25 protein-coding genes and 1 pseudogene are annotated in these 24,697 nt (G+C 46.1%); 1 reads left to right on the top strand and 25 read right to left on the bottom strand.

All coding sequences use genetic code 11. The annotated features are described in order from the left end of the window. Nucleotides 1-241 precede the first annotated feature (241 nt). From Y79_RS0117995 to rpsU, 19 genes and pseudogenes are all read right to left on the bottom strand, one after another. On the bottom strand, nt 242-1,054 hold the full coding sequence (locus Y79_RS0117995) for a pyruvate, water dikinase regulatory protein (RefSeq protein ID WP_016938923.1): 813 nt from the start codon (nt 1,052-1,054) through the stop codon (nt 242-244). A gap of 25 nt (nt 1,055-1,079) precedes the next feature. Beyond that, a complete protein-coding gene (gene ccpN, locus Y79_RS0117990; protein WP_003152989.1) occupies nt 1,080-1,718 on the bottom strand; it encodes a transcriptional regulator CcpN in 639 nt (212 codons plus the stop codon). Between the two features lie 101 nt (nt 1,719-1,819). Beyond that, nucleotides 1,820-3,859 (bottom strand): glycine--tRNA ligase subunit beta, encoded by a 2,040-nt coding sequence (gene glyS, locus Y79_RS0117985; RefSeq protein WP_016938922.1) that lies wholly within the window; start codon nt 3,857-3,859, stop codon nt 1,820-1,822. After that, nucleotides 3,852-4,739 (bottom strand): glycine--tRNA ligase subunit alpha, encoded by an 888-nt coding sequence (gene glyQ, locus Y79_RS0117980; protein WP_016938921.1) that lies wholly within the window; start codon nt 4,737-4,739, stop codon nt 3,852-3,854. Before glyQ ends, glyS begins: the two co-directional genes overlap by 8 nt. A 301-nt stretch (nt 4,740-5,040) precedes the next feature. Beyond that, nucleotides 5,041-5,808 (bottom strand): DNA repair protein RecO, encoded by a 768-nt coding sequence (recO, locus tag Y79_RS0117975; protein WP_016938920.1) that lies wholly within the window; start codon nt 5,806-5,808, stop codon nt 5,041-5,043. Between the two features lie 36 nt (nt 5,809-5,844). Beyond that, entirely contained in the window at nt 5,845-5,988 is a 144-nt protein-coding gene (locus tag Y79_RS1000000121055) for a YqzL family protein (protein WP_007408286.1), read from the bottom strand. A 155-nt stretch (nt 5,989-6,143) separates the two neighbouring features. Next, complete coding sequence (gene era / locus Y79_RS0117965) at nt 6,144-7,049, bottom strand: GTPase Era (RefSeq protein ID WP_016938919.1); 906 nt, start codon at nt 7,047-7,049, stop codon at nt 6,144-6,146. After that, on the bottom strand, nt 7,030-7,440 hold the full coding sequence (locus tag Y79_RS0117960) for a cytidine deaminase (RefSeq protein WP_016938918.1): 411 nt from the start codon (nt 7,438-7,440) through the stop codon (nt 7,030-7,032). The genes era and Y79_RS0117960 overlap by 20 nt, the downstream gene beginning before the upstream one ends. A gap of 121 nt (nt 7,441-7,561) precedes the next feature. Next, nucleotides 7,562-7,936 carry a diacylglycerol kinase family protein gene (locus tag Y79_RS0117955; RefSeq protein WP_016938917.1) on the bottom strand — a complete coding sequence of 125 codons (375 nt, stop codon included), beginning with the start codon at nt 7,934-7,936 and terminating at the stop codon, nt 7,562-7,564. Next, on the bottom strand, nt 7,917-8,390 hold the full coding sequence (gene ybeY, locus Y79_RS0117950) for an rRNA maturation RNase YbeY (protein ID WP_003152973.1): 474 nt from the start codon (nt 8,388-8,390) through the stop codon (nt 7,917-7,919). The genes Y79_RS0117955 and ybeY overlap by 20 nt, the downstream gene beginning before the upstream one ends. Continuing rightward, entirely contained in the window at nt 8,391-10,523 is a 2,133-nt protein-coding gene (locus Y79_RS0117945; RefSeq protein ID WP_016938916.1) for an HD family phosphohydrolase, read from the bottom strand. A gap of 80 nt (nt 10,524-10,603) precedes the next feature. After that, the gene (locus tag Y79_RS0117940) at nt 10,604-11,563 is read right to left on the bottom strand and encodes a PhoH family protein (RefSeq protein WP_016938915.1); all 960 of its coding nucleotides are present in this window, start codon (nt 11,561-11,563) and stop codon (nt 10,604-10,606) included. Beyond that, nucleotides 11,527-12,751: pseudogene (yqfD, locus tag Y79_RS0117935) on the bottom strand (sporulation protein YqfD). The gene Y79_RS0117940 and the pseudogene yqfD overlap by 37 nt, the downstream one beginning before the upstream one ends. 17 nt (nt 12,752-12,768) lie before the next feature. Next, nucleotides 12,769-13,050, bottom strand: a complete 282-nt coding sequence (yqfC, locus tag Y79_RS0117930; RefSeq protein ID WP_003152966.1) for a sporulation protein YqfC — start codon at nt 13,048-13,050, stop codon at nt 12,769-12,771. 56 nt (nt 13,051-13,106) lie between these two features. Then, the gene (locus Y79_RS0117925; protein WP_016938913.1) at nt 13,107-13,541 is read right to left on the bottom strand and encodes a hypothetical protein; all 435 of its coding nucleotides are present in this window, start codon (nt 13,539-13,541) and stop codon (nt 13,107-13,109) included. A 27-nt stretch (nt 13,542-13,568) separates the two neighbouring features. Beyond that, nucleotides 13,569-14,561, bottom strand: coding sequence for a flotillin-like protein FloA (floA, locus tag Y79_RS0117920; protein WP_016938912.1), 993 nt, complete (start codon nt 14,559-14,561; stop codon nt 13,569-13,571). 24 nt (nt 14,562-14,585) lie between these two features. Continuing rightward, entirely contained in the window at nt 14,586-15,902 is a 1,317-nt protein-coding gene (locus Y79_RS0117915) for an NfeD family protein (protein WP_016938911.1), read from the bottom strand. Nucleotides 15,903-16,024: 122 nt separating this feature from the next. Then, nucleotides 16,025-16,471: a GatB/YqeY domain-containing protein gene (locus Y79_RS0117910; RefSeq protein WP_007408278.1), complete on the bottom strand. Its 447-nt coding sequence runs from the start codon at nt 16,469-16,471 to the stop codon at nt 16,025-16,027. 14 nt (nt 16,472-16,485) lie between these two features. Further along, a complete protein-coding gene (rpsU, locus tag Y79_RS0117905; protein ID WP_003152957.1) occupies nt 16,486-16,659 on the bottom strand; it encodes a 30S ribosomal protein S21 in 174 nt (57 codons plus the stop codon). Nucleotides 16,660-16,830: 171 nt separating this feature from the next. On the opposite strand from rpsU, the gene Y79_RS0117900 reads away from it, so the two are divergent. Further along, on the top strand, nt 16,831-17,757 hold the full coding sequence (locus Y79_RS0117900) for a Na/Pi symporter (RefSeq protein ID WP_016938910.1): 927 nt from the start codon (nt 16,831-16,833) through the stop codon (nt 17,755-17,757). Nucleotides 17,758-17,792: 35 nt separating this feature from the next. Here Y79_RS0117900 and mtaB read toward each other — a convergent pair whose 3' ends face one another. The 6 genes from mtaB to grpE all read right to left on the bottom strand — a co-directional run bounded on the left by mtaB (nt 17,793) and on the right by grpE (nt 24,646). Next, complete coding sequence (gene mtaB, locus Y79_RS0117895; protein ID WP_016938909.1) at nt 17,793-19,148, bottom strand: tRNA (N(6)-L-threonylcarbamoyladenosine(37)-C(2))-methylthiotransferase MtaB; 1,356 nt, start codon at nt 19,146-19,148, stop codon at nt 17,793-17,795. After that, the gene (locus tag Y79_RS0117890) at nt 19,148-19,918 is read right to left on the bottom strand and encodes a 16S rRNA (uracil(1498)-N(3))-methyltransferase (protein ID WP_016938908.1); all 771 of its coding nucleotides are present in this window, start codon (nt 19,916-19,918) and stop codon (nt 19,148-19,150) included. Before Y79_RS0117890 ends, mtaB begins: the two co-directional genes overlap by 1 nt. Nucleotides 19,919-19,940: 22 nt before the next feature. Then, complete coding sequence (gene prmA, locus Y79_RS0117885; RefSeq protein WP_016938907.1) at nt 19,941-20,876, bottom strand: 50S ribosomal protein L11 methyltransferase; 936 nt, start codon at nt 20,874-20,876, stop codon at nt 19,941-19,943. 23 nt (nt 20,877-20,899) lie between these two features. Then, nucleotides 20,900-22,027 carry a molecular chaperone DnaJ gene (gene dnaJ / locus Y79_RS0117880; protein ID WP_016938906.1) on the bottom strand — a complete coding sequence of 376 codons (1,128 nt, stop codon included), beginning with the start codon at nt 22,025-22,027 and terminating at the stop codon, nt 20,900-20,902. 180 nt (nt 22,028-22,207) lie between these two features. Beyond that, a complete protein-coding gene (gene dnaK / locus Y79_RS0117875; RefSeq protein ID WP_016938905.1) occupies nt 22,208-24,046 on the bottom strand; it encodes a molecular chaperone DnaK in 1,839 nt (612 codons plus the stop codon). A gap of 24 nt (nt 24,047-24,070) precedes the next feature. Continuing rightward, complete coding sequence (gene grpE, locus Y79_RS0117870; RefSeq protein ID WP_016938904.1) at nt 24,071-24,646, bottom strand: nucleotide exchange factor GrpE; 576 nt, start codon at nt 24,644-24,646, stop codon at nt 24,071-24,073. Nucleotides 24,647-24,697 lie beyond the last annotated feature (51 nt).

Raw genomic sequence — 24,697 nt, 5'->3', positions numbered from 1 at the left:
AAACAAGCGAAATCGCATATGCTCCATGACTGCGGATCTATTTTGAGTCTTTGTCGAAAAATTTCCGGGAGTTATTCTTGACATCTTACCCGTAATAGTTTATTCGTATCACACTAAGCTTAAACCTAAAAATAAACATTTTATCACAATTTTTTATTATAATACAAACTTCGCGAAGATGCCATCCTTTTTGTTTATTCCCTATTTGCATACCCAAAAACCCAGGATAAAGCGTCCTGAGTTATCGGCCCTTTGTTTTCAGATGATGAATGATGTTCGCTGTTTCCTCGACCGCTTTGTTCGAAACGTCAACGACTTGGCAGCCGATCCGATCCACGATTTTCTCAAAATACTCCAGCTCTTCTTTAATTCTGTTGATGTTAGCGTAAATGGCTTTGTCATTTAAGCCGAGAGATTTTAACCGTTCTTTTCGAATATGGTTCAGTTTATCAGGGCTGATTTTTAACCCGATGCATTTTTTCGGATCAACGCTGAACAGTTCTTCCGGCGGATCGACTTCAGGTACAATCGGCACGTTGGCCACCTTCAGGCGCTTATGGGCAAGATATTGAGATAATGGGGTTTTAGACGTTCTTGATACGCCAAGCAGGATGATATCGGCTTTTAAAATGCCTCTTGGGTCCCTGCCGTCGTCATATTTAACAGCAAACTCGATCGCCTCGACCTTTTTGAAATAATCTTCATCAAGCTGGCGGACGCGGCCCGGTTCATATTTCGCCGTCAGACCGTAGGCTGTTTCCATTTTGTCGATGAGCGGACCGATAATATCGTAGTACATCACATTCGCTTTTTCCGCTTGTTCAACTAAGTATTTGCGCATTTCAGGAACAACGAGCGTAAAACAGATAATGCCGCCGTCCGCTTTGGCGAGAGACACGACTTCATTAATGGTGCCGATATCTTCCACATAAGGTATTCTTCTGATATGCGTATCATCGGCTGAGCCATTAAACTGGCTGAGCGAGGCTTTTACAACGAGTTCGGCGGTTTCTCCGACTGAGTCTGATACTACATAAATGATGCGATTGTCCATGTTATCCCCCCGTTAGTTTTCAAGCTTATATGATTTCATTCTCTGATAAACTGACAAGTATCTTGGTCATATTCGTTTTGGTAAAGCGGCCGATGACCTCAAAGCCTTTATCCGTATCTTTAATAACGGGCAGGGCATCGATCTGTTTCTCAATCAAATATTTGGCGATGTCCATCACATAATCGTCACGCCGGCAGACGGCGATATTCGGCATTCTGGTCATAATAATATGAACCGGTATTGAGGCAAGTTCCTGCTGGCCGATGCTCGCCCGCAGCAAATCTTTGCGTGACAGCACACCGACTAAGACAGCATCACGATCTACGACAAATAACGTGCCGACATCTTCTAAAAACATGGTGCAGATGGCATCGTATACCGAGACGTTTTCATTGATGACGACAGGGATCGATTGAAAATCTTTCACTTGCAGCTTTTTCAGTTTATCCGCAAGCAGCTGATTTCCCGTTTTTCCGGTATAAAAATAACCGACCCGGGGACGGGCCTCTAAGAAGCCTGACATGGTGAGTATGGCCAAGTCCGGCCGCAGCGTGGCTCTTGTTAAATTGAGCTGTTCTGCAATATGCTCTCCGGTAATCGGGCCGTTTTCCTTTACAATTTGTAAAATTTGTTCTTGCCGTTTATTTAATTCGATCGTACTCACCACCTTTATGGAAGGGTTTCATTATCTATGTTTTTCATTCTGTGATGTTTATGTAAAAGGGGAAAAGACGATTGCCGATCACACAGCAACCGTCTTTTTCTTTATTTTACAATAAGATGATTCATATTAGCAAAAGACTTGATCACATCTGCAAGTGCAGTCATTTGCGCTAAACGGTTGGTTTTTAATGCTTCATTGTCCGCATTTACCATCGTGTGATTAAAGTAATCTTCGATCGGCTCCTTTAATCCGCTGAGCGCGGCCAGCGCCTGTTCATAGCTTTTAGAGGCAAAGCTTTCAGCGACGCTGTCTTTTGTTTTTTGATAAGCGTCAAACAGCTTTTTCTCCTGTTCATTTTCAAACAGATCCGGCTTGATATCACGGCTCTCGCCTTTTTTACTGATGGAGATGACCCGGCCCAGTGATTCAGCCGTTTCTTTAAATCCAGGTGTGCCGAGGTGTTTCTCAAGCACTTTTGCTTTAGAAACAGCTGCATACGGCTCAAGCTCCGTGCTGTCCAGAACGGCTTCAATCACGTCATGACGGATGTCTTCAGCGTTTAAGACGTATTTCAGACGCTGTGTAAAGAAATCGAGAAGCTCATTTTCTTTTTCCGTTTCTGTCAATGACAGCAGTTCTTTAAAAGAGATGCCCCAGTTGCGGTCGATCAGAATGGAAACGATGCCGCTTGCCTGACGGCGCAATCCGTACGGATCCTGAGAACCTGTCGGGATCACGTCAATGCTGAAGAAGGAAGCAATCGTGTCCAGTTTATCGGCTAATGCCACAACCGCACCGGTAAAGGTTGAAGGCACCTCTCCCCCGGCCGCTCTCGGCATGTAGTGCTCATTTACCGCGGCAGCGACGGCTTCATCTTCACCGAGCATGCGCGCATATTTTTCTCCCATGACGCCTTGAAGCTCAGGGAACTCATAAATCATATGTGTAACAAGGTCAAATTTAGAAATCTCTGCGGCGCGCTTCACACGTTTTTGCGTCTGTTCATCAGCCTTTAGGCGGACGGCTAGTTTACCCGCAATGGTGACCACTCTTCTTACTTTATCCCCGAGGGAACCGAGCTCTTCATGGAAAACAATATTTTCTAGTTTCTTCACATTTTCATCAATGTTCAGCTTTTGGTCTTCCTTGTAGAAGAACGCAGCATCTGAAAGTCTTGCTCTCAGCACTTTCTCGTTTCCGCGGGCAACATTTTCAAGGGCATGGCTGTTCCCGTTTCTTACCGTAATAAAATGAGGCAGCAGATTCCCGTTTTCATCTTTTACCGGGAAGTAGCGCTGATGCTCTTTCATGGTTGTCACAAGCACTTCTTCAGGTAAAGAAAGAAACTCGGGTTCAAAAGAGCCGTAAAGCGCTGTCGGATATTCCACCAGATGATTAACTTCGTTCAGCAGATCTTCATCTATCGGAATATTCCATTTCTTTTCGTTTGCAAGCGCGTCCAGCTGACCCTGAATCATTTGTTTGCGCACTTTCGGGTCGGCAATGACGTGCTGTTCTTTCAGCAGCTCTTCGTATGATGACGGTGCATCAACAGATACTTCTCGGCCGAGAAAACGGTGTCCCTGTGTGTTCCGGCCTGTCTCTACGTTCGTGATGTCAAACGGAATGACGTCTTTTCCGAAGAGAGCGGCAATCCATTTGATCGGACGGATATAACGCAGATCCTGTGTGCCCCAACGCATGTTTTTCGGGAAATGCATTCCGGTAATCAAGTTTTCCAGCTGCGGTAAAAGTGTTTTCGTCTCTTGTCCCGCCTGGAATTTTTGGACGAAAACATATTCCGTGCCGTTTACATCTTTAATATACAGGTCATCCACTCCGGCGCCTTGGCCTTTGGAAAAACCGATAGCGGCTTTTGTCCAGTTTCCGTCAGTATCCAGAGCGATTTTTTTTGCCGGCCCTTTTGCTTCTTCCTGAATATCAGCCTGTTTTTCTGCTACGTCTTTTATATATACTGCCAGACGTCTCGGTGTATTAAAAAGTTTCACTTCACCGTGGGCAATATTTTTTTCAGCCAGCCAGCCGGTCAGTTTGTCACCGAGCTGCACCATGCTGTCATGTAAAAAACGCGCCGGCATTTCCTCGAGTCCGATCTCTAAAAGCAAATCTTGTTTACTCATGGGAAGAGCCCTCCTCTTTAAGCATTGGGAACCCTAATTTTTCCCGTTCTTCATAATACGTTTTTGCTACTTTTCTCGCTAAGTTGCGGACCCGTCCGATATAACCCGTCCGCTCTGTCACTGAGATTGCGCCTTTTGCGTCAAGCAGGTTAAATGTGTGAGAGCATTTCAGCACATAATCATAGGCCGGATGCACAAGGCCGTTATCCATTTGTCTGATTGCTTCTTTTTCGTAAGTGCTGAACAAATGGAAAAGCATATCCACATCTGATGTTTCAAATGTATAAACGGAATGTTCATATTCAGCCATCATAAACAAATCTTTCACTGTGAATCCTGATGTCCATTCAAGATCAAAGACGTTTTCTTTATCCTGAATATAAGACGCAAGACGCTCAATGCCGTACGTAATCTCAACAGACACCGGTTTACATTCAATTCCGCCCACCTGCTGGAAGTACGTAAACTGGGTGATTTCCATACCGTCAAGCCATACTTCCCAGCCAAGGCCTGCACAGCCTAAAGACGGGTTTTCCCAGTTGTCTTCTACGAAACGAATATCATGCTCGAGCGGATCAATACCGAGAGCGCGCAATGAATCTAGGTAAAGCTCCTGGATGTTATCAGGCGACGGCTTGATAATGACTTGGAATTGGTGATGCTGATAAAGTCTGTTCGGGTTTTCTCCGTACCGTCCGTCCGCAGGCCGTCTGGAAGGCTCAACGTAAGCCACTTTCCACGGCTCGGGTCCGATGCTTCGTAAAAATGTATACGGGCTCATTGTGCCTGCGCCTTTCTCCACATCATACGACTGCATGAGCACACAGCCTTCATTAGACCAGTGCTTCTGCAAGGTTAAAATCATATCTTGAATGTTCATTTCAAGCACCTCCACTTTCTCCATTCTTTTACAAGTGCGGCGGCAATCAAAAAACTCCCGTCTCTATGCTTGCCAGCCGCAAACATAGGGACGAGAGTTCTCCCGCGGTTCCACCCTAGTTGCTGAGGATGTGAATCGCTCAGCCTCTTTTTAAAGAGTTGCTCAAGAATGCCTTTCGTTGCGCGCTCATCCCTAGCTTACACTGTCCTAAGGTCGCTTATATGAGTTGGACGCAAGTACTTCTTTCTGTCACTGCAACATATTTTATAATAAATCATCATATAAAAAGATGGGCAGAATGTCAACTTTTGTTTTCATCCAAAAGGTTCTTCATGCTTTCCATCTGATCTAAAAACCGCTTTGACTTTAAATAAAGCCCTGAATATTCCTCGTAATACAGATCAATGACCCGTTTTATTTCATTTTTGGTTTCGTGCTTTAACGAGACGCTGCCGAGCCTTCCGATATCAAAGTAATAAAAAAGCCTTAGCAGCCTTGCCGTTTGCGGCGAAATCGGAACTTTGTACGGATCCTTTTCAAAGCAGCGGTGGCAGATAAAACCGTTATCTCTTATGGAAAAATGAAACGTCCCGTCCCGGCTTTTACAGTGGACACAATGATTCAGCTCCGGATACAGCCCCATGACGCCAAGCATTTTCATCTGAACGATGAAGGTGATCACGTCCGGGTCAGTCCCCTCATTCAGCCTCTTAAAGGATTCGAGAATCAATTCGAATAAATAGGGGTTCGGTTTCTTCTCTTCCGTTCCTTTGTCAGTGAGTTCAGCGATAAAAGCGGCATATGCCGTCAAAAACAAGTCTTCTCTGATCGTTCTCATGCTGAGAATCATTTCACCCTGCTGGAGCGTGCCGAGTCCGGATGTTCTTTGCATTAAAAATGACCCGTACAAAAAAGGCTGGCTGACTGCTGACAGCCGGCTGGCTGACTTCCTGGCACCCCTTGCCATGACGCCGATTTTGCCGTGTTCCCTCGTCAGCAATGTCACGATTTTATTCGTCTCTCCGTAGTCATTCGTACGAAGCACGATTCCTTCACATTTTGTCAGCATTTCCGCACCTTCCAACAACGGGAGGGGCCAAGAGGTTTACAAAATTGGAAAATCAATACGGGCTAGCTCATCTTCCGGTTCTTCGGGTCTTTCCAGGTTCTCTTTTTCCAGTTCTTTAAAAAGAAGGTACGTATCAACACTTCCTGTTTGAGAAAATACGTTCCAGGTAAAATTCAACACAAAAAACCCACCTTTCATCATTAAACTAGCTTGCCAATCCAAATTCTTACCCTTATCTTGACCTGATGTCCTCCTTTTCATGTTAAACAAATTTTGCTAACGAATCCCTGTTTCTGTGAGGTAATCCCACACATCAGGCATGCGCCTCAGATGACTTAATATTCATCCTCTTTGAAGCCGAAATCACGCAGCTGAGACATTTTATTCCGCCAGTCCTTCTGCACCTTCACCCAAAGTTCCAGGTAAACACGTGAGCCCAGCAGCGCTTCAATATCAGCCCGCGCTCTTTTGCCGACTTCTTTCAGAAGAGCTCCTTTTTTCCCGATGACGATTCCTTTTTGAGAATCCCGCTCGACCACGATGGTGGCAGCGACATGGACGGAGCCGTTCTCCTGCCCTTTAATGGACTCGATAGCGACAGCGATGCTGTGCGGCACTTCTTCCCTTGTAAGATGGAGCACCTTTTCCCTGATCAGTTCAGAAATAATAAACCGCTCAGGATGGTCAGTCACCTGATCGCTCGGATAGAACTGAGGCCCTTCCGGTAAATACGCTTCAATCTGCGTGAGCAGGGTCTCGACGTTGTTTCCTTCCAAAGCTGAGATCGGCACGATTTCCTTAAACGGATAGCGCGAACGGTACTCATCAATTAAAAGAAGGAGCTGATCAGGGTGGATCTTATCAATTTTGTTTACGATCAAAAAGACCGGCGTGGACGTCTGTCCAAGCTTTTCAATGATAAACTCGTCGCCCTTTCCGTATCCTTCCTCGGCGTTAATCATAAATAACACCAAGTCAACTTCTTTCAGCGTGTTCTGCGCCACTTTCATCATAAAATCGCCAAGCTTGTGCTTCGGTTTGTGAATGCCCGGTGTATCAATAAAAATGGTCTGCGATGTGCCTGTTGTCAGCACCCCTTGGACTTTATTTCTCGTTGTCTGGGGTTTGTCGCTCATGATGGCGATCTTTTGACCGATGACCCTGTTTAAAAAGGTCGACTTTCCAACATTCGGTCTTCCGATGATTGATACAAATCCTGATTTAAAGCTTTCGTTCGTCATGTAAATCCTCCGATGAAAATGCGCCCGGCAATAATTCTTCCGCAGTCATTTCTTTTATTTGTCCCTGTAAGTTGGTCAGAATAACAAGCATATCCTTTGAGCACAGCTCGGAAATTACTTGTCTGCAGGCTCCGCACGGTGAAACCGGTCCCGGAGTGTCCGCAGCCACGGCGAGCATCGCAAATTCCGTATCCCCCTCGGAAACAGCTTTGAATATCGCCGTGCGTTCAGCACAGTTGCACATGCTGTATGCCGCATTCTCAATGTTGCAGCCTCTGTACACTTTTCCGTCTTTGGTAAGAAGAGCGGCTCCCACTCTGAAGTTTGAATACGGCACATATGCTGTATCCCGTGCTGTTAATGCTTCTTGAATCAATTCTTGTCTGTTCATGTGTACTTTTCCTCTCTTACCTTAATCCTGAATGATACCGCTGTCACTTTTATTTTACATAATTATGATTGGTTTTTCACGCCCATTTTTGGCAATGTAAAATAATTGTAAGAATCTTCTGCTAACATATCTTCGGCAAGAAGATGAGTAAACCAATAATACACGAAATCACGGCAAAGACGCAAACGGCTCCGGCGGCCGCATCCTTTGCCGCTTTTGCGAGCGGATGATACTGATCGGTAACTAAATCAACAACATGCTCTATCGCCGTATTTACAAGCTCAAGAGCAAGCATTCCGCCGATCAGGATCAAAATAACGGCCCATTCGGCCGTACTGAGCCCGGTGAGAAAACCGCAAAGGATAACGGCGCAGGCCGCGATAATATGAAATTGAAAATTCCGCTCTGACCGCGCCGTTTTCCAGATTCCCCTCCATGCATGGACAAAGCTTTTCAGGAATCTGCTCCACTCGTTTTTATGATCTCGTGAGTCCATACTCATCCAGCAAATCCTTTTGCTTTGAAAACATTTCTTCCTCTTCTTCTTTTGTCATGTGATCATAGCCCAACAGATGCAAAAAGCCGTGGACGGCCAGAAAGCCAAGCTCTCTCATAAACGAATGGCCGTACTCTTCAGCCTGCTCCTTCGTTCTGTCGGCACTGATGATAATATCTCCTAAAACAGGCGGCATGTCAGCGCCCACGATTTCAACCTCGTCTTCTCCTTCTTCCTCAAGCGCAAACGAAATGACGTCAGTCGGGGTGTCTTTTCCCCGGTAGTCTCTGTTGATTTCTCTGATTTCCTCGTTTGTCACAATCGTAACCGATACTTCAGCCTGATCCTGAACGCCTTCTTTTTCCGCCGCAAATTGAAGCAGCTTCTCTACTTCTTGAAGCGCATCGGCTGAGACGCTGTTTGTTTCATCAACAATATCTATGAGTAAACCCATTTATTTCACCTTCTTCGTAGCCTCCGGATATTCAATCCGGGAGTGGAAAATTCCTTTTAAAGTCGCACATAGTGTTTTTGCAATCGTATCCAGCTCTCGGAACGTGAGATCACATTCTGAGAACTGCCCGTCCTGAAGCTTGTCGGATATAATTCCCCGCACCAGTTTTTCAATCCGTTCGGGATTGGGATTATGCATGGAACGGACGGCAGCTTCGACGCTGTCGGCCACTGAAATGATTGCAGCTTCTTTTGATTGCGGCTTCGGCCCGGGGTATCGGAACTCTTGCTCTGTAATCTGGTCGCCCTTTTCCTTCGCTTTATAATAAAAGAATTTTAAAAGAGACGTTCCGTGATGCTGCTCCGCGATATCCACGAGCTCTTTCGGAAACTTATAGCTTCTGAGCATATTCGCACCGTCTGTCGTATGCGCGATGATAATATTTTTGCTGAGCTGAGGAGACAGCTTGTCATGCGGATTATCCATATTCATCTGATTTTCAATAAAATATTGCGGGCGTTTCGTTTTGCCGAGATCGTGATAATACGCACCGACCCTTGCCAAAAGACCGTTTGCCCCTACAGCTTCACAGGCCGCTTCCGACAAATTCGCCACCATGACGCTGTGATGATATGTACCGGGTGTTTCCGTTAAAATCTTTCGAAGCAGGGGATGGTTCGGATTAGACAGTTCAATCAGCCTCATCGTAGAAAGAATGCCGAATCCCGTCTCAAAAAACGGCATCAGACCGATAATCAAAACGGATGAAGCCAGTCCCGAGACGACCCCCATCAGCATCAGCGTTCCGATTTCAACGGGCGACAGCGCCGTGTTTTGGATTAATAAAAGCGACAGCACGATAATCATATTAATAAATGAGACGAACAATCCCGCCTGCAATATTTTAGATCTCGCGTTATGTTTCCCCAAAAACAGGATGCCTGAAATGCTGCTGATTAAATAGTAGATACCGATCACATAATTAAATGTGCCCGTCACACCCTGATTAAACATCATACTGCCGCAGATCGCCAGAATGATGCTTCCTAAAATGGCAAGCCTTTCATTGAGCAGCAGCCTGATCAAAATCGCGCCGGCGGCAATCGGAACCAGATAGCCGATGTTGGTGTATTCAATCTTCTGAAATAGACTGACGACTTCCATTATGACGAGAATAAGCGTTGTAATGATAGAAAACAGCAATAGGGATTTATTTTTCAGCTTAAGCTCCTGCTGCTGTTTCTCGAAATAGTAGACAAGCGTGGCAATAAACAGCCCGATCATCAGAAGAAGGCCGCTGATCGGCTTTAACAGGTTGGAATTATTCAAAAGCCCCGTCAGTTCGAGCTTTCTGTATACTTCCCGGTCGATCAGGTCATTCTCTTCCACGAGAACCTGTCCTTGTTTGATCTGCACCGGCTGAACGCTGTCTGACGCTTCCTGACGTTTTTCATCGGTCGCTTTCGGATCAAATACGTAATTCGGGATCACCGCATATTTTCCGATTTCAGTCGCAGCCGCTAAATATTTTGACGGCACGGAGGCGCTTTTCAGCTCTTTGGCGACCTTATCCTTCGCTTCGGCAAGCTTTTCAGAAGGAATTTCACTGCTCATCACCGTATTCACCGCGGTTATGACAGAATCCCTCACAAATGAAAAATCTTCATTGTTCGCATGAAGAAGCGATTTAATGGCATCTTCCGAGAGGGATTCATTGACATCCTGTGTCAGCTTGCTTTTCACCGATTTGACCAGCGATTTTTCCGAAGGTGACTTTTTGTCTTTATCCGCATCTGTTTTCACTTCGCCGATGCTGTCAAATATGGAAGTGATCAGGTCAAGCCGGTTGTCGGTATAGCCTTTTTTCAGAGTGTATTGATCTTCTACTGCATCTTCGGCCGCTTGTTTTTTCGCTTCCGTCGCCTGCTGATCTTCCACTGTGGCGGGCGCGTAAATCGTCTTATCACTGACTGAGAACAAATCCAAATTAAGTGATTCAGGTTTTACATGAATAAAGAGCAAACCAAACATGATCGCTGAAAGCAGCAGATACAGCAGCACATGGGCTGAGCGGGCATGTCTGAAAGTGCGGAACCGTTCCCGGGCGCTTTTACCCTTTCCCTTCTTTTTCAAAACAAGAACCTCCTCCCTGAAACATCAGGAACACATCATATAAAAATGACCCGATAACGGGAGATCGGGTCATTTTTGCATTACTTTTGCTTATCATAAGCTTCAATAATCTTTGCAACAAGCGGATGTCTGACCACATCTGTCTGGTCAAGTTCAATCACGGAAATGCCGTTTATGTCATTCAGCATATCCCTCGCTACTGCAAGTCCCGATGTGACGCCTTTCGGCAGGTCAATTTGGCTTACGTCGCCCGTAATGATCATTTTAGAGCCAAAACCCAATCTCGTCAAAAACATTTTCATTTGAGCGGGAGTGGTATTCTGGGCTTCATCAAGAATCACATATGCGTCGTCAAGCGTCCGCCCTCTCATATAGGCAAGCGGGGCGATTTCGATAACCCCTCTTTCCATCAGACGCTCCGTATGGTCGCTTCCGAGCACATCGTGGAGCGCGTCATACAGCGGGCGCAGATAAGGATCTACTTTTTCCTTTAAGTCTCCGGGCAGAAAACCGAGGCTTTCACCGGCTTCCACAGCGGGTCTTGTTAAAATGATTTTTTTAATGTGGCCGTTTTTTAAAGCATGCACCGCTTTTACGACCGCCAAATATGTTTTGCCGGTTCCCGCCGGCCCGATGCCGAACACCATGTCGTTTTTCTTCATCGCCGCAACATATTCTCTCTGGCCGATGGTTTTGACACGGATCGGTTTGCCTTTTGCCGTTTTCGTTATTTCCTCTTCATACATGCTTTCAAAATAGTCCAGTTCATCTTTCTTTGCCATTTTCACGGCATACAGCACATCACGTTCCGAAATCTCGATCCCCTTGCGGATTAAAGTAAGGAGCGAGCCCAATAATCTGTCAGCAATCTCAAAAGACTCATCATTGCCGGAAACGTAAATGGTTTCACCGCGTGTGATGATGCTTACGCCCAGATCCTTCTCCATTAAATGTAAAAAGGAATCTTGGCTGCCGAACAAAGAAAGTGCTTCATCCGGGCTTTTCAGTTTGTGATTAATCGCAAGTAAATGTTCTGCCATTCTTTAGTCTCCCTGAACAATAGGTGTGGTTTGCACGATATCTTCTATAACTTGGTAGAGAATAATCAACTTTACTTTACCATTCTCAACGGATTGGTGCAAAACTTTTTCACTTTCCACCTCTCCGCTGCCGCTTAATCGCTTCTCTACGTCTTGTCTGCCCATTTTGATGCCGGCCTGAACCGCTTCGTCCTTCGTATAAGTCCGCACGGATGTTTCACTTTCTCTTGTCTGTTCTTTGGCGTAAGATACCGGAAGCTTCAGCCCCAGAAATTGAAACGGATGCTTTTCTTCCTCTGTTTTCGGATGTTTCAGCGGCTCCTCATTGAACCCGAAGCCCCAAAAAGGCACGCCCCATGATCCGAAAGACAGCTTGTGCTTCGTCCTTACTTTACCCGTATATAGCGTAAATGATGTTTCAAGAGGCACAGTTACTTCTGACTTGTACCATGTTTCTCCGTAAATTTCCGCTTTTGAGGCGACTTTCCGGTCTTCATTTCCGATCAGTCCTGAGACGAGGAGCTGTCCTTTGTCAACATGATCGTTCACAAAAGCCATCGGCTGCCCCTTTTGCACGAACATCCTTTTGATGACCGCCTTCTTTTTGGCAACGATATGACGGGGGCTCACGTACTTTTCTTTTGTCGGTTCATTTTTTTCAACCACTTTCATATGAAGGGCTGTCCCGTTCAATTCCACACCGACCCACGTAATATTATCGATGCCGTTTGTTAATGATTTTTGAATTTTCTCCGGCGTCATCATCAGAAATTGCAAACGGCCTTTTTTCACACCGATTTCTTCCAGGTGCTTCATCATCTGATGCTCGGTTTCAGGCTTGGCCCCTTTAATATCAATGTCCCAAATCATGTTGGACAAAAGAAACAATATAATGAAAAATATCACAAATCCCGCAGTAAAGCCCAGGTTTAATTTTGATTTGAGAAGCAGAAAGGGCAGGCCCTTTCTTTTTGTAAATCTTGCTTTGCATTCATGTTTTCTGATGACTCTTCTGAAAGCATGTACATCTTGAAGCTGAATCATCAGCAGAACACAGTCTTGCTTTTTTTTCACCGCAAAGATGGCGATTCCGTTTCTCGTGCATTCATTAAGCAGCCGTTCAATCCCTTTTCCTTTGACTTCCATTTGGACTTTACCCGAAAAAAATGACAGCCATTTGTTTTTCACATTATTTCCCCCCGGCTTTATGAATCGACATATCTTACGTGATCTATCGTGCCCTCCAAAAGGATTTCCTCAGGAAGGATTGCCTTAATGACCAAGTTTTTTCCTGATATGATACATTGCCCCTGCTTGAGCATCAGCCTGACTTCTTCTTCGCTGAACAGCAAGAGGCCTCTGTGATTCTCTATGTAGATATGAAGTCTGCCGACCATCGTAATGCGAGGCAGATCCATCATAACGTCCGGGGGAATTTCCAATGCTCTAGTCAGCCACGCCTTTACACGATTCTTTCTTTGCCCCATAAAAAAAGAACCCCCTTTCATCTCATATGTATGATTTGAAAAGGGGTTCTAACACTTTAATTTTTACCGATGCTCCGCATGGTCCGGTGCGGTTTTTTTGCACGGGGCGGACCTAAAATCTCACTGAATATGATGCCCTGCACTGCAGTTTCTTTCTTAATCTTGAGGGCTGATTTCTTCAGAGACGCATTTCGTGCGCGTTGAGATGTCAGCTTATGATCAAGCCCATTGAACATCTTCTCTGTCTCTGCAAGGCGCTTTTCAGCTTCCCTTCTTTTTTGCTCAAAAGGGTTCTCTTTGGAAACGGCAGGCATTTCTTCCGCTACCGGCTTATGCTCTTGCGGCGGCTGTGTGTGATCCTGCTTTTTTTTCTGATCTGCGGGACGTCTATTCGGCGGGCGTTTTTCATCTTTGTTTTTCTTGCCGAATATTGCCGATATAATGCCGATGACGGCGGCAATGACGAGCGGATTTGTCAGAATCTCGTGCATATAGCGGCTCCCTCCTTAATAGAGAGGTTATTGTTGGTCTTCATCTTGCTGGTCATTCGTCAGCTTGCCGATAGAATCCCTCATGTCCGTGTCAGCGTCGATATTTTTTATGTTCATATAATCCATGACACCGATGTTTCCTTCACGTAAGGCTTCAGCCATCGCAAGCGGCACTTCCGCTTCAGCTTCCACGACTTTCGCACGCATTTCTTCTACTCGCGCACGCATTTCCTGCTCTTGGGCGACGGCCATGGCGCGGCGTTCTTCGGCTTTGGCCTGTGCAATGTTTTTGTCTGCTTCCGCCTGGTCTGTCTGCAGAATCGCTCCGATGTTTTTGCCGATATCCACGTCGGCGATGTCAATCGAGAGAATTTCAAATGCGGTGCCTGAATCCAGCCCTTTGCCAAGTACGGTCTGCGAAATCATATCAGGGTTTTCAAGCACTTTTTTATGATTATGTGAAGAACCGATTGTTGAGACAATCCCTTCTCCGACACGGGCGACAACCGTCTCTTCTCCCGCTCCTCCGACAAGGCGCTCGATATTGGCTCTTACCGTGATTCTGGCTTTTGCTTTCACTTCAATTCCGTCCATGGCGACACCTGCGATAAACGGTGTTTCAATGACCTTCGGATTGACACTCATCTGTACGGCTTCCAATACATCACGCCCGGCCAGGTCAATGGCTGCGCAGCGTTCAAATGTCAGCTCAATATTGGCGCGCTGTGCCGCAATCAGGGCATTGACCACCCTGTCGACATTACCTCCGGCCAGGTAATGGCTTTCGAGCTGATTTGTTGTTGCGGACAGGCCGGCTTTGTGCGCCTTAATTAACGGGTTGACAACGCGGCTTGGAATGACGCGGCGCAACCTCATCCCGACCAAAGTGAAAATGCTGATTCTGACTCCTGCTGCAAGTGCCGAAATCCATAGCATCACCGGTACAAAGGTGAAGAATATGGCTAACACAATTATGGCAGCTGCAACTATTGCTAAAATCGCCAAACTTGACAATTCCATCTAATTCCTCCTCAAGATTATCATCTATATTTCTCTCACGACAATGCGTGAGCCTTCCGCTTTCACCACTTTCACCTGTCTGTCTTTTTCAGTGAATGATCCTTCTGAAACGACATCAAGGCGTTCATCATCAATAATAACGGTGCCTGACGGTCTGAGGGCTGTAGCGGTAACACCGATTTTCCCCAACAGCTCCGTCCGGTTCTGATTTGAAACATAACCGTTCTCCGTGCTTGTTGAATCAGTTAATATCAATTTCTTAAAGAATTTCATTCGTTTCCCCAACACCCTTGTTAATATGATAAAGGCAGCAATAGACACACTAAAGGCGATCAAGAGAGAAACCGCCATTACAGTAAAGCTGCCCGCAGCGAGAAAGAGGCTCGCGATGACGCCTGCAACACCGATAAGACCAATTATGCCTCCGGGCAGAAATATCTCTAAAAGGATAAAAACCAAGCCCGCGCAAAACAAGAATACACTGTCATAACCGGCGAATCCGGCAGCGATATGCCCGGTGAAAAACAGCAGCATGGCCGTCAGTCCGACGGCGCCCGGTATGCCGAGGCCCGGCGAGAACAATTCAATGGTCAAACCAAGCAAAGCGAGCGTTAATAAGACGGGGACAACAAACGGGTTTGTCAGCCATCTTCCCAATTTTCCGACAAAACCCTCTTTTGCATGGTGAACATCGGCTTTGTCAAAACCGAGCTTTGTATATAAAGCATCGAGGTTTGAAACCGTTCCCTCCGAATATCCGACTTCCTTCGCTTTTTCAGCTGTCAGTGTCAGCAGTTTTCCCTTTGGAGCGCCCGCTTCTTTTGCATTGATGGCGGGGTCTGCCATGGCCAGGGCGTATTTCGGGTTTCGGTTGTTTTTAGCCGCTGCGTCCTCCATTTCTGCATGCCATAGTGATTGGGCCTTTTTGTCTGCCGCGTTTCCTTTGCCGTCGATGATGGCTGCGGCACCCATTTTTCCGCCCGGCGCCATATAAATGTCATCCGCCTGAAGCGCTATATATGCCCCGGCAGAAAGCGCCCGTTTGTTCACGTAAGCGGTAACAGGCACATCCGCGCCGCCGATGACATCTGCAATATCCAAAGCTGATTGAACGGCGCCTCCCGGTGTATTGATGTCAAGAATAATGTGTGACGCGCCGGATTCCTTCGCTTCTTTGAAAGAACGCGTTAAAAAAGCGGCAAGCCCCTGTTCGACATTTTTCTCAACCGGGATGACATAAACCGATGGACGATCAGCTTTTGCGTTCAATTGAACTCCTAATAAAGATAATACAAACAAGCCCAATAGAGCAACAGCAATTCCGGTTTTTTTTCGGAACAAGGCAGATATACCCTCCTTCCCGTTTCATTCTTCTTTATATACGTAACAAATGTACTTTAGTTTCATTTTTTTATGTATAAAAAAAGACATCTCTCGAGGAAAGATGTCTTTTTCTTCGTCAATTAAGATAATTGACTGCTGACAAGCCTGTTAATCACGCTGCCGTCAGCTTTACCTTTTACTTTAGGCATAATAGCACTCATCACTTTGCCCATGTCCGCTTTCGAGCTCGCACCGACTTCAGCGATGGTTTCATTTACGATTGTCTGCAGCTCTTCTTCAGAAAGCTGCTTCGGTAAATAAACTTCTAAAATGTCCAGCTCTTTTTGAACTTTATCTACTAAATCTAAACGATTAGCGTTTGAAAATTCATGGAGGGAGTCTTTACGTTGCTTAAGTTCACGAGATAGGACAGTAAGTTCCTCATCCTCGGTCAAACTGTCTTTCTTAAGCTTAATTGCTTCGTTTTGAAGTGAAGCTTTCACCATTCGAACGACAGTCAGTTTGTCTTTCTCACGGCTTTTCATATACAGCTTCATATCTTGGTTAAGTCGCTCAAGAAGACTCATAAATCCACCCTCTTTTAGAATTTGCGTTTTCTAGCAGCTTCTGACTTTTTCTTGCGCTTTACGCTAGGTTTTTCATAAAATTCGCGCTTTCTTGCTTCTTGCAAAGTACCTGTCTTTGATACACTGCGTTTGAAGCGACGAAGAGCATCTTCAAGCGATTCGTTTTTTCTAACGACCGTTTTTGACATTCTCTTTCCCTCCCTCCGAATACACCAATCGACTACCTTTAAAAAGATACACATATAAACATGTACTTTGACATTATAATATAAGCCATGAGTCAGGTCAACTAAGTGAGTTCACTTTTCCGTCATGAATAACGCGGCTTGTCTATATAATGATGGAAAGGGGTGTTTCGTTTGCTGATACTGATTCTCTTTATCGCACTTATCCTTGTTTTTTTACTCGGAATGAGCCTGCTCAGACAGGGGCTGATCGCTTTAACGTATTCAAAAATTGAGAAGAGCCTCCTCTTGTTTACCGACCACCCTTTGAAAGCTTTTCTCATCAGCATTGTATTCACGGGTTTTCTTCAGAGCAGCTCAGCTTTTATGGTTATTGTGATCGGCTTTGTCAGTGCAGGCGCTTTACCTTTTAAACGGACCATTCCGATGATTCTCGGCACGAATGTCGGCTCCACATTTACGACGGAGTTTTTGGCCATAAAGATGGATGTGCTCATCTGGGTGCTTTTGATCGGCGGCCTTGTGTTTATTCTTATCCGGAAATATCCGTTCAAGCAGATCGGCATAAGCTTTCTCGGTCTCGGCATCATCTTTTTTTGCATCACGTGCTTCAGCCGTCTTGCCGTTCCGCTGACAGAAATGAAGGCGGGAGCGGAAGTTTTGCGCCATGTAAATGATTCAAGCTGGTCCGCTCTTTTGATCGGCATGATATTGACGGCCATCATTCATTCAAGCTCCGTCTGCATCGGCATTTTAATGAGCTTTATGAACGAAGGGATGATCGGCATTGAACAGGCGGTCAGCGTCGTTCTCGGATCTAATATCGGGACATGCGTCACGGCCGTCATGGCTGCTGTTTCAGGGGGTTATGCCGCGAGACAGACCGCCGGCGCTCACGTTGTCTTTAATATTCTCGGCGTACTTCTTGTCTTTCCCTTCCTGTCCGCAGCAGCAGGTTTTACAGAGCGGCTGTCTGACGATCCCGCGCAAATGATCGCGCATTTCAGCCTTTTGTTTAATGTTGTCACCGCGTTATTATTTCTGCCGTTCACGCATTTATTTTATCGGCTGATTGACAGGCTGATCCCTCCGAAACCGTAAAAAACCGATGCGTGAAAGCATCGGTTTTTTATCTGTTACGAAGACATGCGCATGTTCTGAGTCATTTCTTCTTCAACAACGCGGACGAATTGTCCTTCATTGTACGGATAGCCCGCTTTTTGAATTTTGACTTTGACAAGTTTGCCGATTAAATCTTCCGTGCCTTTGAAGACGACTTTCATGTAATTGTCTGTATAGCCGACGAACATACCGTCTTCATCAGACTCTTTAAACGTCTCTTCCGGAATGATTTCAAGGACCTCTCCTTCATAAGCGGAGGCGTATTCTTTGGCAAGCTGGTCAGACAGAGCAATCAGCTTGTGCACCCGTTCATTTTTCACATTCTCGTCAACCTGGTCTTCCATTCTGGCCGCAGGCGTTCCGGTGCGTTTGCTGTAAGGGAACACATGAAGCTCAGAAAATTTATGTTCTTTAATGAACCGGTATGTTTCCATAAATTCTTCTTCCGTTTCACCCGGGAAACCGACGATAACATCAGATGTGACAGCAAGACCCGGCAGCGCTTCTTTCAGCTTATTTAACCGGTCCGCGAAAAATTCCATCGTATATTTGCGTCTCATCCGTTTCAGAACGGTGTTTGATCCTGACTGAATCGGGATGTGAAGGTGGCGGACAATTTTATCAGACGCATCCAGCACTTCAATCACTTCATCAGTGATTTGGCTTGCTTCAATAGATGAAATTCTGATCCTTTTCAGTCCCTCTACACGTGTATCCAATTCACGGAGAAGCTTGGCGAAATTATAATCTTTCATATCTTCGCCGTAGCCGCCCGTATGAATCCCCGTCAGAACGATTTCTTTATAACCGGCATCCACCAGCTGCTGCGCCTGTTTAATGACTTCTTCAGGATCGCGGGAACGAAGCAGGCCGCGCGCCCAAGGGATGATGCAGAACGTACAGAAGTTGTTGCAGCCTTCTTGGATTTTCAATGACGCTCTTGTCCGGTCAGTAAAAGCGGGAACATCCAGCTCTTCAAACACACGTGCTTTCATAATGTTGCCGACGCCGTTGATCGGCTGGCGCTCTTCTCTGTACTGCTCAATGTAACCGAGCATTTTTTCGCGATCCTGCGTGCCGACCACGATGTCAACGCCCGGGATGGCCATAATTTCTGCCGGAGATGTTTGCGCATAGCACCCTGTTACGCAGATGACGCCTTCAGGATTTTGGCGGATCGCCCGTCTGATGACTTGACGGCTTTTTTTATCTCCCGTGTTTGTTACCGTACATGTATTAATGACATATACATCTGCTGTCTGCTCGAATTCTTTTCGTTCATAACCCGCATCTTTAAACAGCTGCCAGATTGCTTCTGTTTCATAATGATTGACCTTGCAGCCAAGGGTATGAAAAGCAACAGTTGCCATTACTGATCACCTCTTAATAACTCTGTATGATAGGAAACTGCGCTTAACGCGTAAAGCGGCGCAGTTTCAGTTCGTAAAATTCTTGGTCCGAGGCCACATAAGACGGCGCCTTTTTCTGAAAGCTGCTGAACTTCAGACTCAGTCAGACCGCCTTCAGGGCCGAATACGATGAGAAGAGACGAACCTTTCGGAAGGCTTTTGAGCTCCGCAGCGAAAGCGCCCGTTTCTCCCTGTTTTGATGACTCCTCGTATGCAACGACACATTTATCGACATTCTCCGCCATTTCAAGCAGCTGCCGGAACGTATGAACGGTTTTCACTTCGGGAATTTCATTGCGGTAGGATTGCTCCGCCGCCTCCTTCGCGATTTTCGCCCATCTTTCCCGCTTCTTCTTTGCCTTTTTGTCGTCAAGCTTAACGACGGATCTGGCGCCTTGAAAGGGGATGAACATACTTGCCCCGAGCTCGGTCCCTTTTTGAATAATCCATTCAAGCTTATCGCCTTTCGGAAGGCCGCTGGCGATCCTGATTTTTAACGGCAGCTCACGGTTTTCACCCGTCCATTCAGCAATGCTGCATGATATATGATCTTTAGAAACCTCTTTGAGCAGGCATAACGCTTCATGGCCGTCTTTCGAACAGCAGATTATCCGGTCTCCTGCACTCATTCTCATGACGTTTGCAATGTGGTGGACGTCTTCTCCCGTAATTTGAAAATCGGGGGTTTCGTCCATCTCCTGCTTCGTGAGCTCGATAAAATATCGTTGCATACGCTGTGACACCTACTAACTGTTATTTTTTCGCGATGATGCTGACCCAATCTTCCATAGACAGAATTTCTGTAATGGTAAAACCGGCTTTTTCCAACGCTTCTTTTACTTCCTGTTTTTTCTGGCCGATAATGCCTGAAGTAATAAAGTGGCCCCCGTTTTTGAGCAGGTCGTACGCCTGCGATGTAAAGCGGAGAATCACTTCCGCCAAAATATTCGCGACAATGACATCGTGTTCGCCTGTGATGCCGTCTAACAAATTGTTCTGTTTCACTTCGGCCGTATCGCTTACTTTGTTCAATTTCACATTCAGACGCGCGCTTTCGACAGCGACCGGGTCAAGATCATACGCATGAACCGATTCAGCCTCAAGCATGGCGGCTGCAATGCTCAAAATTCCTGAACCGGTGCCGACATCAATGACACGGTCGCCTTTTTGAACGATACGCTCAAGCGCCTGAATGCACAGAACGGTTGTCGGATGCGTTCCCGTACCGAATGCCATGCCCGGATCCATTTCGATAATCAGTTCATCGGTATTCACGGGTGTGTACGTTTCCCATGTGGGTACGATCGTGAATTTTTCAGAAATTTTCACTGGATGATAATACTTTTTCCAAGCTGTCGCCCATTCCTCTTCATTAACTTCAGAAATGGTGATTGTGTTTCTGCCTAAATCAATGTCATACAAAAGCAGATTATTAATCGTCTCTTTAATGCCGTCGACCGTTTCGCCGAGGAAACTGTTAATCGGCAGATACGCTTTGACAATGACACCCTCATCGGGGTAATCATTGGGGTCGAGCTGGTAGATTTCCCCGTAAACATTCTCACGCTCTTTTATTAAATCAAGCGGATCTTCGATGACAACCCCGCTCGCACCAGCTTCATGCAAAATATTTGAGATGGGTTCAACCGCTTCATGTGTTGTGTGAATGCTGATTTCGGACCATTTCAAAACTACCAACTCCTATCCAATCATTACTCGCCTTTAAATGCGCGTTTTACTTTGTCAAAGAAACTCATTTCTTGTTCATCCGGCAGGTTGCCGCTGACTTCAGCGAACTCACGGATGATGTCTTTTTGTTTATCTGTCAGATTCGTCGGCGTAACGACGCGGACGACAATGTGCTGGTCGCCTTGTCCGTAGCCGCGGACATTCTGCACGCCTTTGCCTCTTAATCTGAATTTTGTGCCGGTTTGTGTGCCGGCAGGAATTTTCAATTTCACTTTTCCGTGAAGCGTCGGCACTTCAACTTCGTCTCCGAGTGCCGCTTGGGCAAACGTTAACGGCATTTCACAGTAAATATCATCTCCGTCACGCTCAAAGAACTCGTGGGCGCGCACATGGAATACGACAAACAGATCTCCCGGAGGGCCTCCGTTTACACCTGGTTCACCTTGACCCGGAACGCGGAGCTGCTGTCCGTCATCCACACCGGCAGGGATCGTAACGTTGATTTTTTTCCGTTTTTTCACTTTGCCCGTGCCGCCGCAGTCAGAGCACTTGTTTTTGATGATTTTTCCTGTTCCTTCACAGTGGTGGCAGACTCTTCGGTTAACCACTTTGCCAAACGGCGTGTTCTGTTCGACATTCAGCTGGCCTGAACCGCCGCAATGCGAGCACGTTTCCGGCTTTGTCCCCGGCTTCGCGCCTGAGCCTTTGCATGTTTCACAATTCTCTTCGCGAGGAATTTCAATGATCGTCTCTTTTCCGAAAGCCGCATCTTCAAATGACAGTGTCATTGTATACTGCAGATCCGCGCCCTGCCGCGGCGCGTTCGGATCACGGCGTCTCGTGCCGCCGCCGAAGATGCTTGAGAAGATGTCATCGAAACCGAAGCCGCCGAAGTCTCCTCCGCCGCCGAAACCGCCGCCAAAGCCCTGATTAGGATCAGTATGGCCGAATTGATCATATTGAGCCCGTTTTTGGTCATCTGAGAGCGCTTCGTATGCTTCTTTTACCTCTTTGAATTTTTCATCTGCTCCGGATTCTTTATTGATATCAGGATGATATTTTTTTGAAAGCTTCCGATAGGCTTTTTTGATTTCATCCTTTGAAGCGCTCTTACTTACTCCAAGCACTTCATAGTAATCACGCTTACTCATCTCGCTTCACTCTCCCGAATTTCTCACATAAATTAGATTGTATCATTTTGAATTATGTTTTTTCAATTCCTTTTATCCCGGGCAAGAAAAAAAAGTCAAAGCCAAGAGATGCCTGACTTTGACTTTCTGTCTGTTGAATCAGAATATGCTGTGTGTTCTTCCGCGTTCTGCGGAAAGAACTTATTTTTTCGCTTCGTCGTCTTTTACTTCTTCGTATTCCGCATCGACAACGTTATCGTCCGCTTTTTTGCCTTCAGCGTTTGCTGCGCCTTCAGCCTGCTGCGCTTTTGCCGCTTCTTCATAAAGCTTCATGGAAAGCTCTTGAACGATTGTTTGAAGCTCATCTTTTTTCGCTTTGATCTCTTCAATTTCGTTTTTCTCGATAGCTGCTTTCAGCGCGTCTTTCGCGTCGTTTGCTTTTTTCACTTGCTCTTCATCCACTTTGCCTTCCAGGTCTTTTAATGTTTTTTCCGTTTGGAACACAAGCTGGTCAGCTTCGTTGCGGACTTCGATTTCTTCTTTTTTCTTCGCATCAGCGTCAGCGTTTTCTTCCGCTTCTTTCACCATGCGTTCGATTTCGTCATCAGAAAGACCTGAAGAAGATTTGATTGTAATGTTTTGTTCTTTGCCTGTGCCTAAGTCTTTCGCTCTTACGTTTACGATACCGTTTTTGTCAATATCGAAAGAAACTTCGATTTGCGGTACGCCGCGCGGTGCAGGCGGGATATCAGTAAGCTGGAAGCGGCCGAGTGTTTTGTTGTCGGCAGACATCGGGCGCTCACCTTGAAGCACGTGAATGTCAACGGCTGTTTGGTTATCAGCAGCAGTTGAGAACACTTGTGATTTGCTTGTCGGAATTGTCGTATTGCGATCGATCAGTTTCGTGAATACGCCGCCCATTGTTTCAATACCGAGTGACAGCGGTGTAACGTCAAGAAGAACAACGTCTTTTACGTCTCCTGTGATGACGCCGCCTTGAATTGCAGCACCAAGCGCTACAACTTCATCAGGGTTTACGCCTTTATGCGCTTCTTTGCCTGTTTCTTTTTTGATTGCTTCCTGTACGGCAGGAATACGTGTAGATCCGCCGACAAGGATAACTTTGTCGATTTCGCTTGCAGAAAGATCCGCATCTTGAAGAGCCTGACGGACAGGAGCCATTGTGCGCTCAACGAGATGAGCGGAAAGCTCTTCGAATTTAGCGCGGGTCAGTGTCAGTTCAAGGTGAAGAGGACCTGCGTCTCCCGCTGTGATAAACGGTAAAGAAATTTGCGTAGATGATACGCCGGAAAGATCTTTTTTCGCTTTCTCAGCCGCATCTTTCAAACGCTGAAGCGCCATTTTGTCTTTTGACAGATCAATGCCGTTTTCTTTTTTGAATTCTGCTACGAGATGGTCGATGATGACTTGGTCAAAGTCGTCCCCGCCAAGACGGTTGTCACCGGCAGTTGAACGGACTTCAAACACGCCGTCGCCAAGTTCAAGCACAGATACGTCAAACGTACCGCCGCCAAGGTCGTAAACAAGAATCGTTTGGTCTTCGTCCGTTTTATCAAGTCCGTATGCAAGCGCTGCTGCAGTCGGCTCGTTGATAATACGCTCTACTTCAAGACCGGCAATTTTACCGGCATCTTTTGTCGCTTGGCGTTCTGCATCGTTGAAGTATGCAGGAACCGTGATAACAGCTTTAGAAACTGTTTCGCCAAGATAGCTTTCAGCGTATGCTTTCAGATGCTGAAGGATAATGGCTGACACTTCTTGAGGTGTGTAGTCTTTTCCTTCGATTTCTACTTTATAGTCAGTACCCATATGGCGTTTGATAGACATGATTGTGTTAGGGTTTGTGATAGATTGGCGTTTTGCCACTTCCCCTACTTGGCGCTCGCCGTTTTTAAATGCAACGACTGACGGAGTAGTACGGTTACCCTCAGCGTTGGCGATAACTGTCGGCTCGCCGCCTTCAAGCACTGCCACACATGAGTTTGTCGTACCCAAGTCAATTCCGATTACTTTACTCACTTTGAATTACCTCCTGCTATGTAGTTATTGATTCACTTTAACCATTGAAGGACGGATGACGCGGTCCTTCAGTTTGTAGCCTTTTTGCAGTTCTTCGATAACAATATTGCTGCCGAAGTTTTCATCTTCCACCTGCATGACGGCTTGGTGAAGGTTCGGATCAAATTCCTGACCGACAGCTTCGATGGCTTCAACGCCTTCTCTTTCAAGAGCGTCCATCAGCTGGCGGCGGACCATTTCCATACCTTGCAGCAAGCTTTTTGTCTGCTCGCTTTCAGCTTCTACCTGTAAGGCCCGTTCAAAGTTGTCGAGAGCCGGAAGGATTTCCGTTACGACGTTTTGAGAACGGTATTTCTGAGCAGCTTCCATTTCAAGGCGGCTGCGTCGTTTATAGTTTTCAAAGTCTGCTTGAACACGCAAAAGCTTATTTTCTTTTTCATCAAGCAAACCCTGCAATTCATCAATTTGGTGCTGAAGGGCTTCTTCCTGACCTGCCGTTTCTTCATGCTGTTCTTGTGAAGCGGCTTGTTCTGCCTGTTCTGTCGTTTCTTCTTGTTCTGCTGCTTCAACCTGTTCTGCGGTTTGTTTTTCTTCTGACATTGTGTTCACCTCCCTCAAATGCTGTAAAAAGATGACTGAAAATGATTGCCA

Origin of the sequence: Bacillus siamensis KCTC 13613, assembly GCF_000262045.1 — a bacterium.
Classification (GTDB): Bacteria; Bacillota; Bacilli; order Bacillales; family Bacillaceae; genus Bacillus; species Bacillus siamensis.
This window is presented reverse-complemented; position numbering and strand designations above follow the sequence as displayed.

Bases quoted from the DNA above. Each gene is read 5' to 3' on its own strand.
- yqfC (WP_003152966.1), bottom strand. From the start codon at position 13,050: ATGGGGCAAAGAAAGAATCGTGTAAAGGCGTGGCTGACTAGAGCATTG.
- Y79_RS0117960 (WP_016938918.1), bottom strand. From the start codon at position 7,440: ATGAACAGACAAGAATTGATTCAAGAAGCATTAACAGCACGGGATACA.
- era (WP_016938919.1), bottom strand. From the start codon at position 7,049: ATGACGAACGAAAGCTTTAAATCAGGATTTGTATCAATCATCGGAAGA.
- mtaB (WP_016938909.1), bottom strand. From the start codon at position 19,148: ATGGCAACTGTTGCTTTTCATACCCTTGGCTGCAAGGTCAATCATTAT.
- glyQ (WP_016938921.1), bottom strand. From the start codon at position 4,739: ATGAACATTCAAGATATGATTTTAACCTTGCAGAAGCACTGGTCTAAT.
- Y79_RS0117995 (WP_016938923.1), bottom strand. From the start codon at position 1,054: ATGGACAATCGCATCATTTATGTAGTATCAGACTCAGTCGGAGAAACC.
- Y79_RS0117955 (WP_016938917.1), bottom strand. From the start codon at position 7,936: ATGGACTCACGAGATCATAAAAACGAGTGGAGCAGATTCCTGAAAAGC.
- Y79_RS0117940 (WP_016938915.1), bottom strand. From the start codon at position 11,563: ATGGCAGAACATTTACTTGCGATTAATCACAAACTGAAAAGCCCGGAT.
- floA (WP_016938912.1), bottom strand. From the start codon at position 14,561: ATGGAATTGTCAAGTTTGGCGATTTTAGCAATAGTTGCAGCTGCCATA.
- recO (WP_016938920.1), bottom strand. From the start codon at position 5,808: ATGCTGACAAAATGTGAAGGAATCGTGCTTCGTACGAATGACTACGGA.
- Y79_RS0117925 (WP_016938913.1), bottom strand. From the start codon at position 13,541: ATGCACGAGATTCTGACAAATCCGCTCGTCATTGCCGCCGTCATCGGC.
- glyS (WP_016938922.1), bottom strand. From the start codon at position 3,859: ATGAGTAAACAAGATTTGCTTTTAGAGATCGGACTCGAGGAAATGCCG.
- rpsU (WP_003152957.1), bottom strand. From the start codon at position 16,659: ATGTCAAAAACGGTCGTTAGAAAAAACGAATCGCTTGAAGATGCTCTT.
- Y79_RS0117910 (WP_007408278.1), bottom strand. From the start codon at position 16,471: ATGAGTCTTCTTGAGCGACTTAACCAAGATATGAAGCTGTATATGAAA.
- Y79_RS0117890 (WP_016938908.1), bottom strand. From the start codon at position 19,918: ATGCAACGATATTTTATCGAGCTCACGAAGCAGGAGATGGACGAAACC.
- grpE (WP_016938904.1), bottom strand. From the start codon at position 24,646: ATGTCAGAAGAAAAACAAACCGCAGAACAGGTTGAAGCAGCAGAACAA.
- dnaJ (WP_016938906.1), bottom strand. From the start codon at position 22,027: ATGAGTAAGCGTGATTACTATGAAGTGCTTGGAGTAAGTAAGAGCGCT.
- ybeY (WP_003152973.1), bottom strand. From the start codon at position 8,390: ATGGGTTTACTCATAGATATTGTTGATGAAACAAACAGCGTCTCAGCC.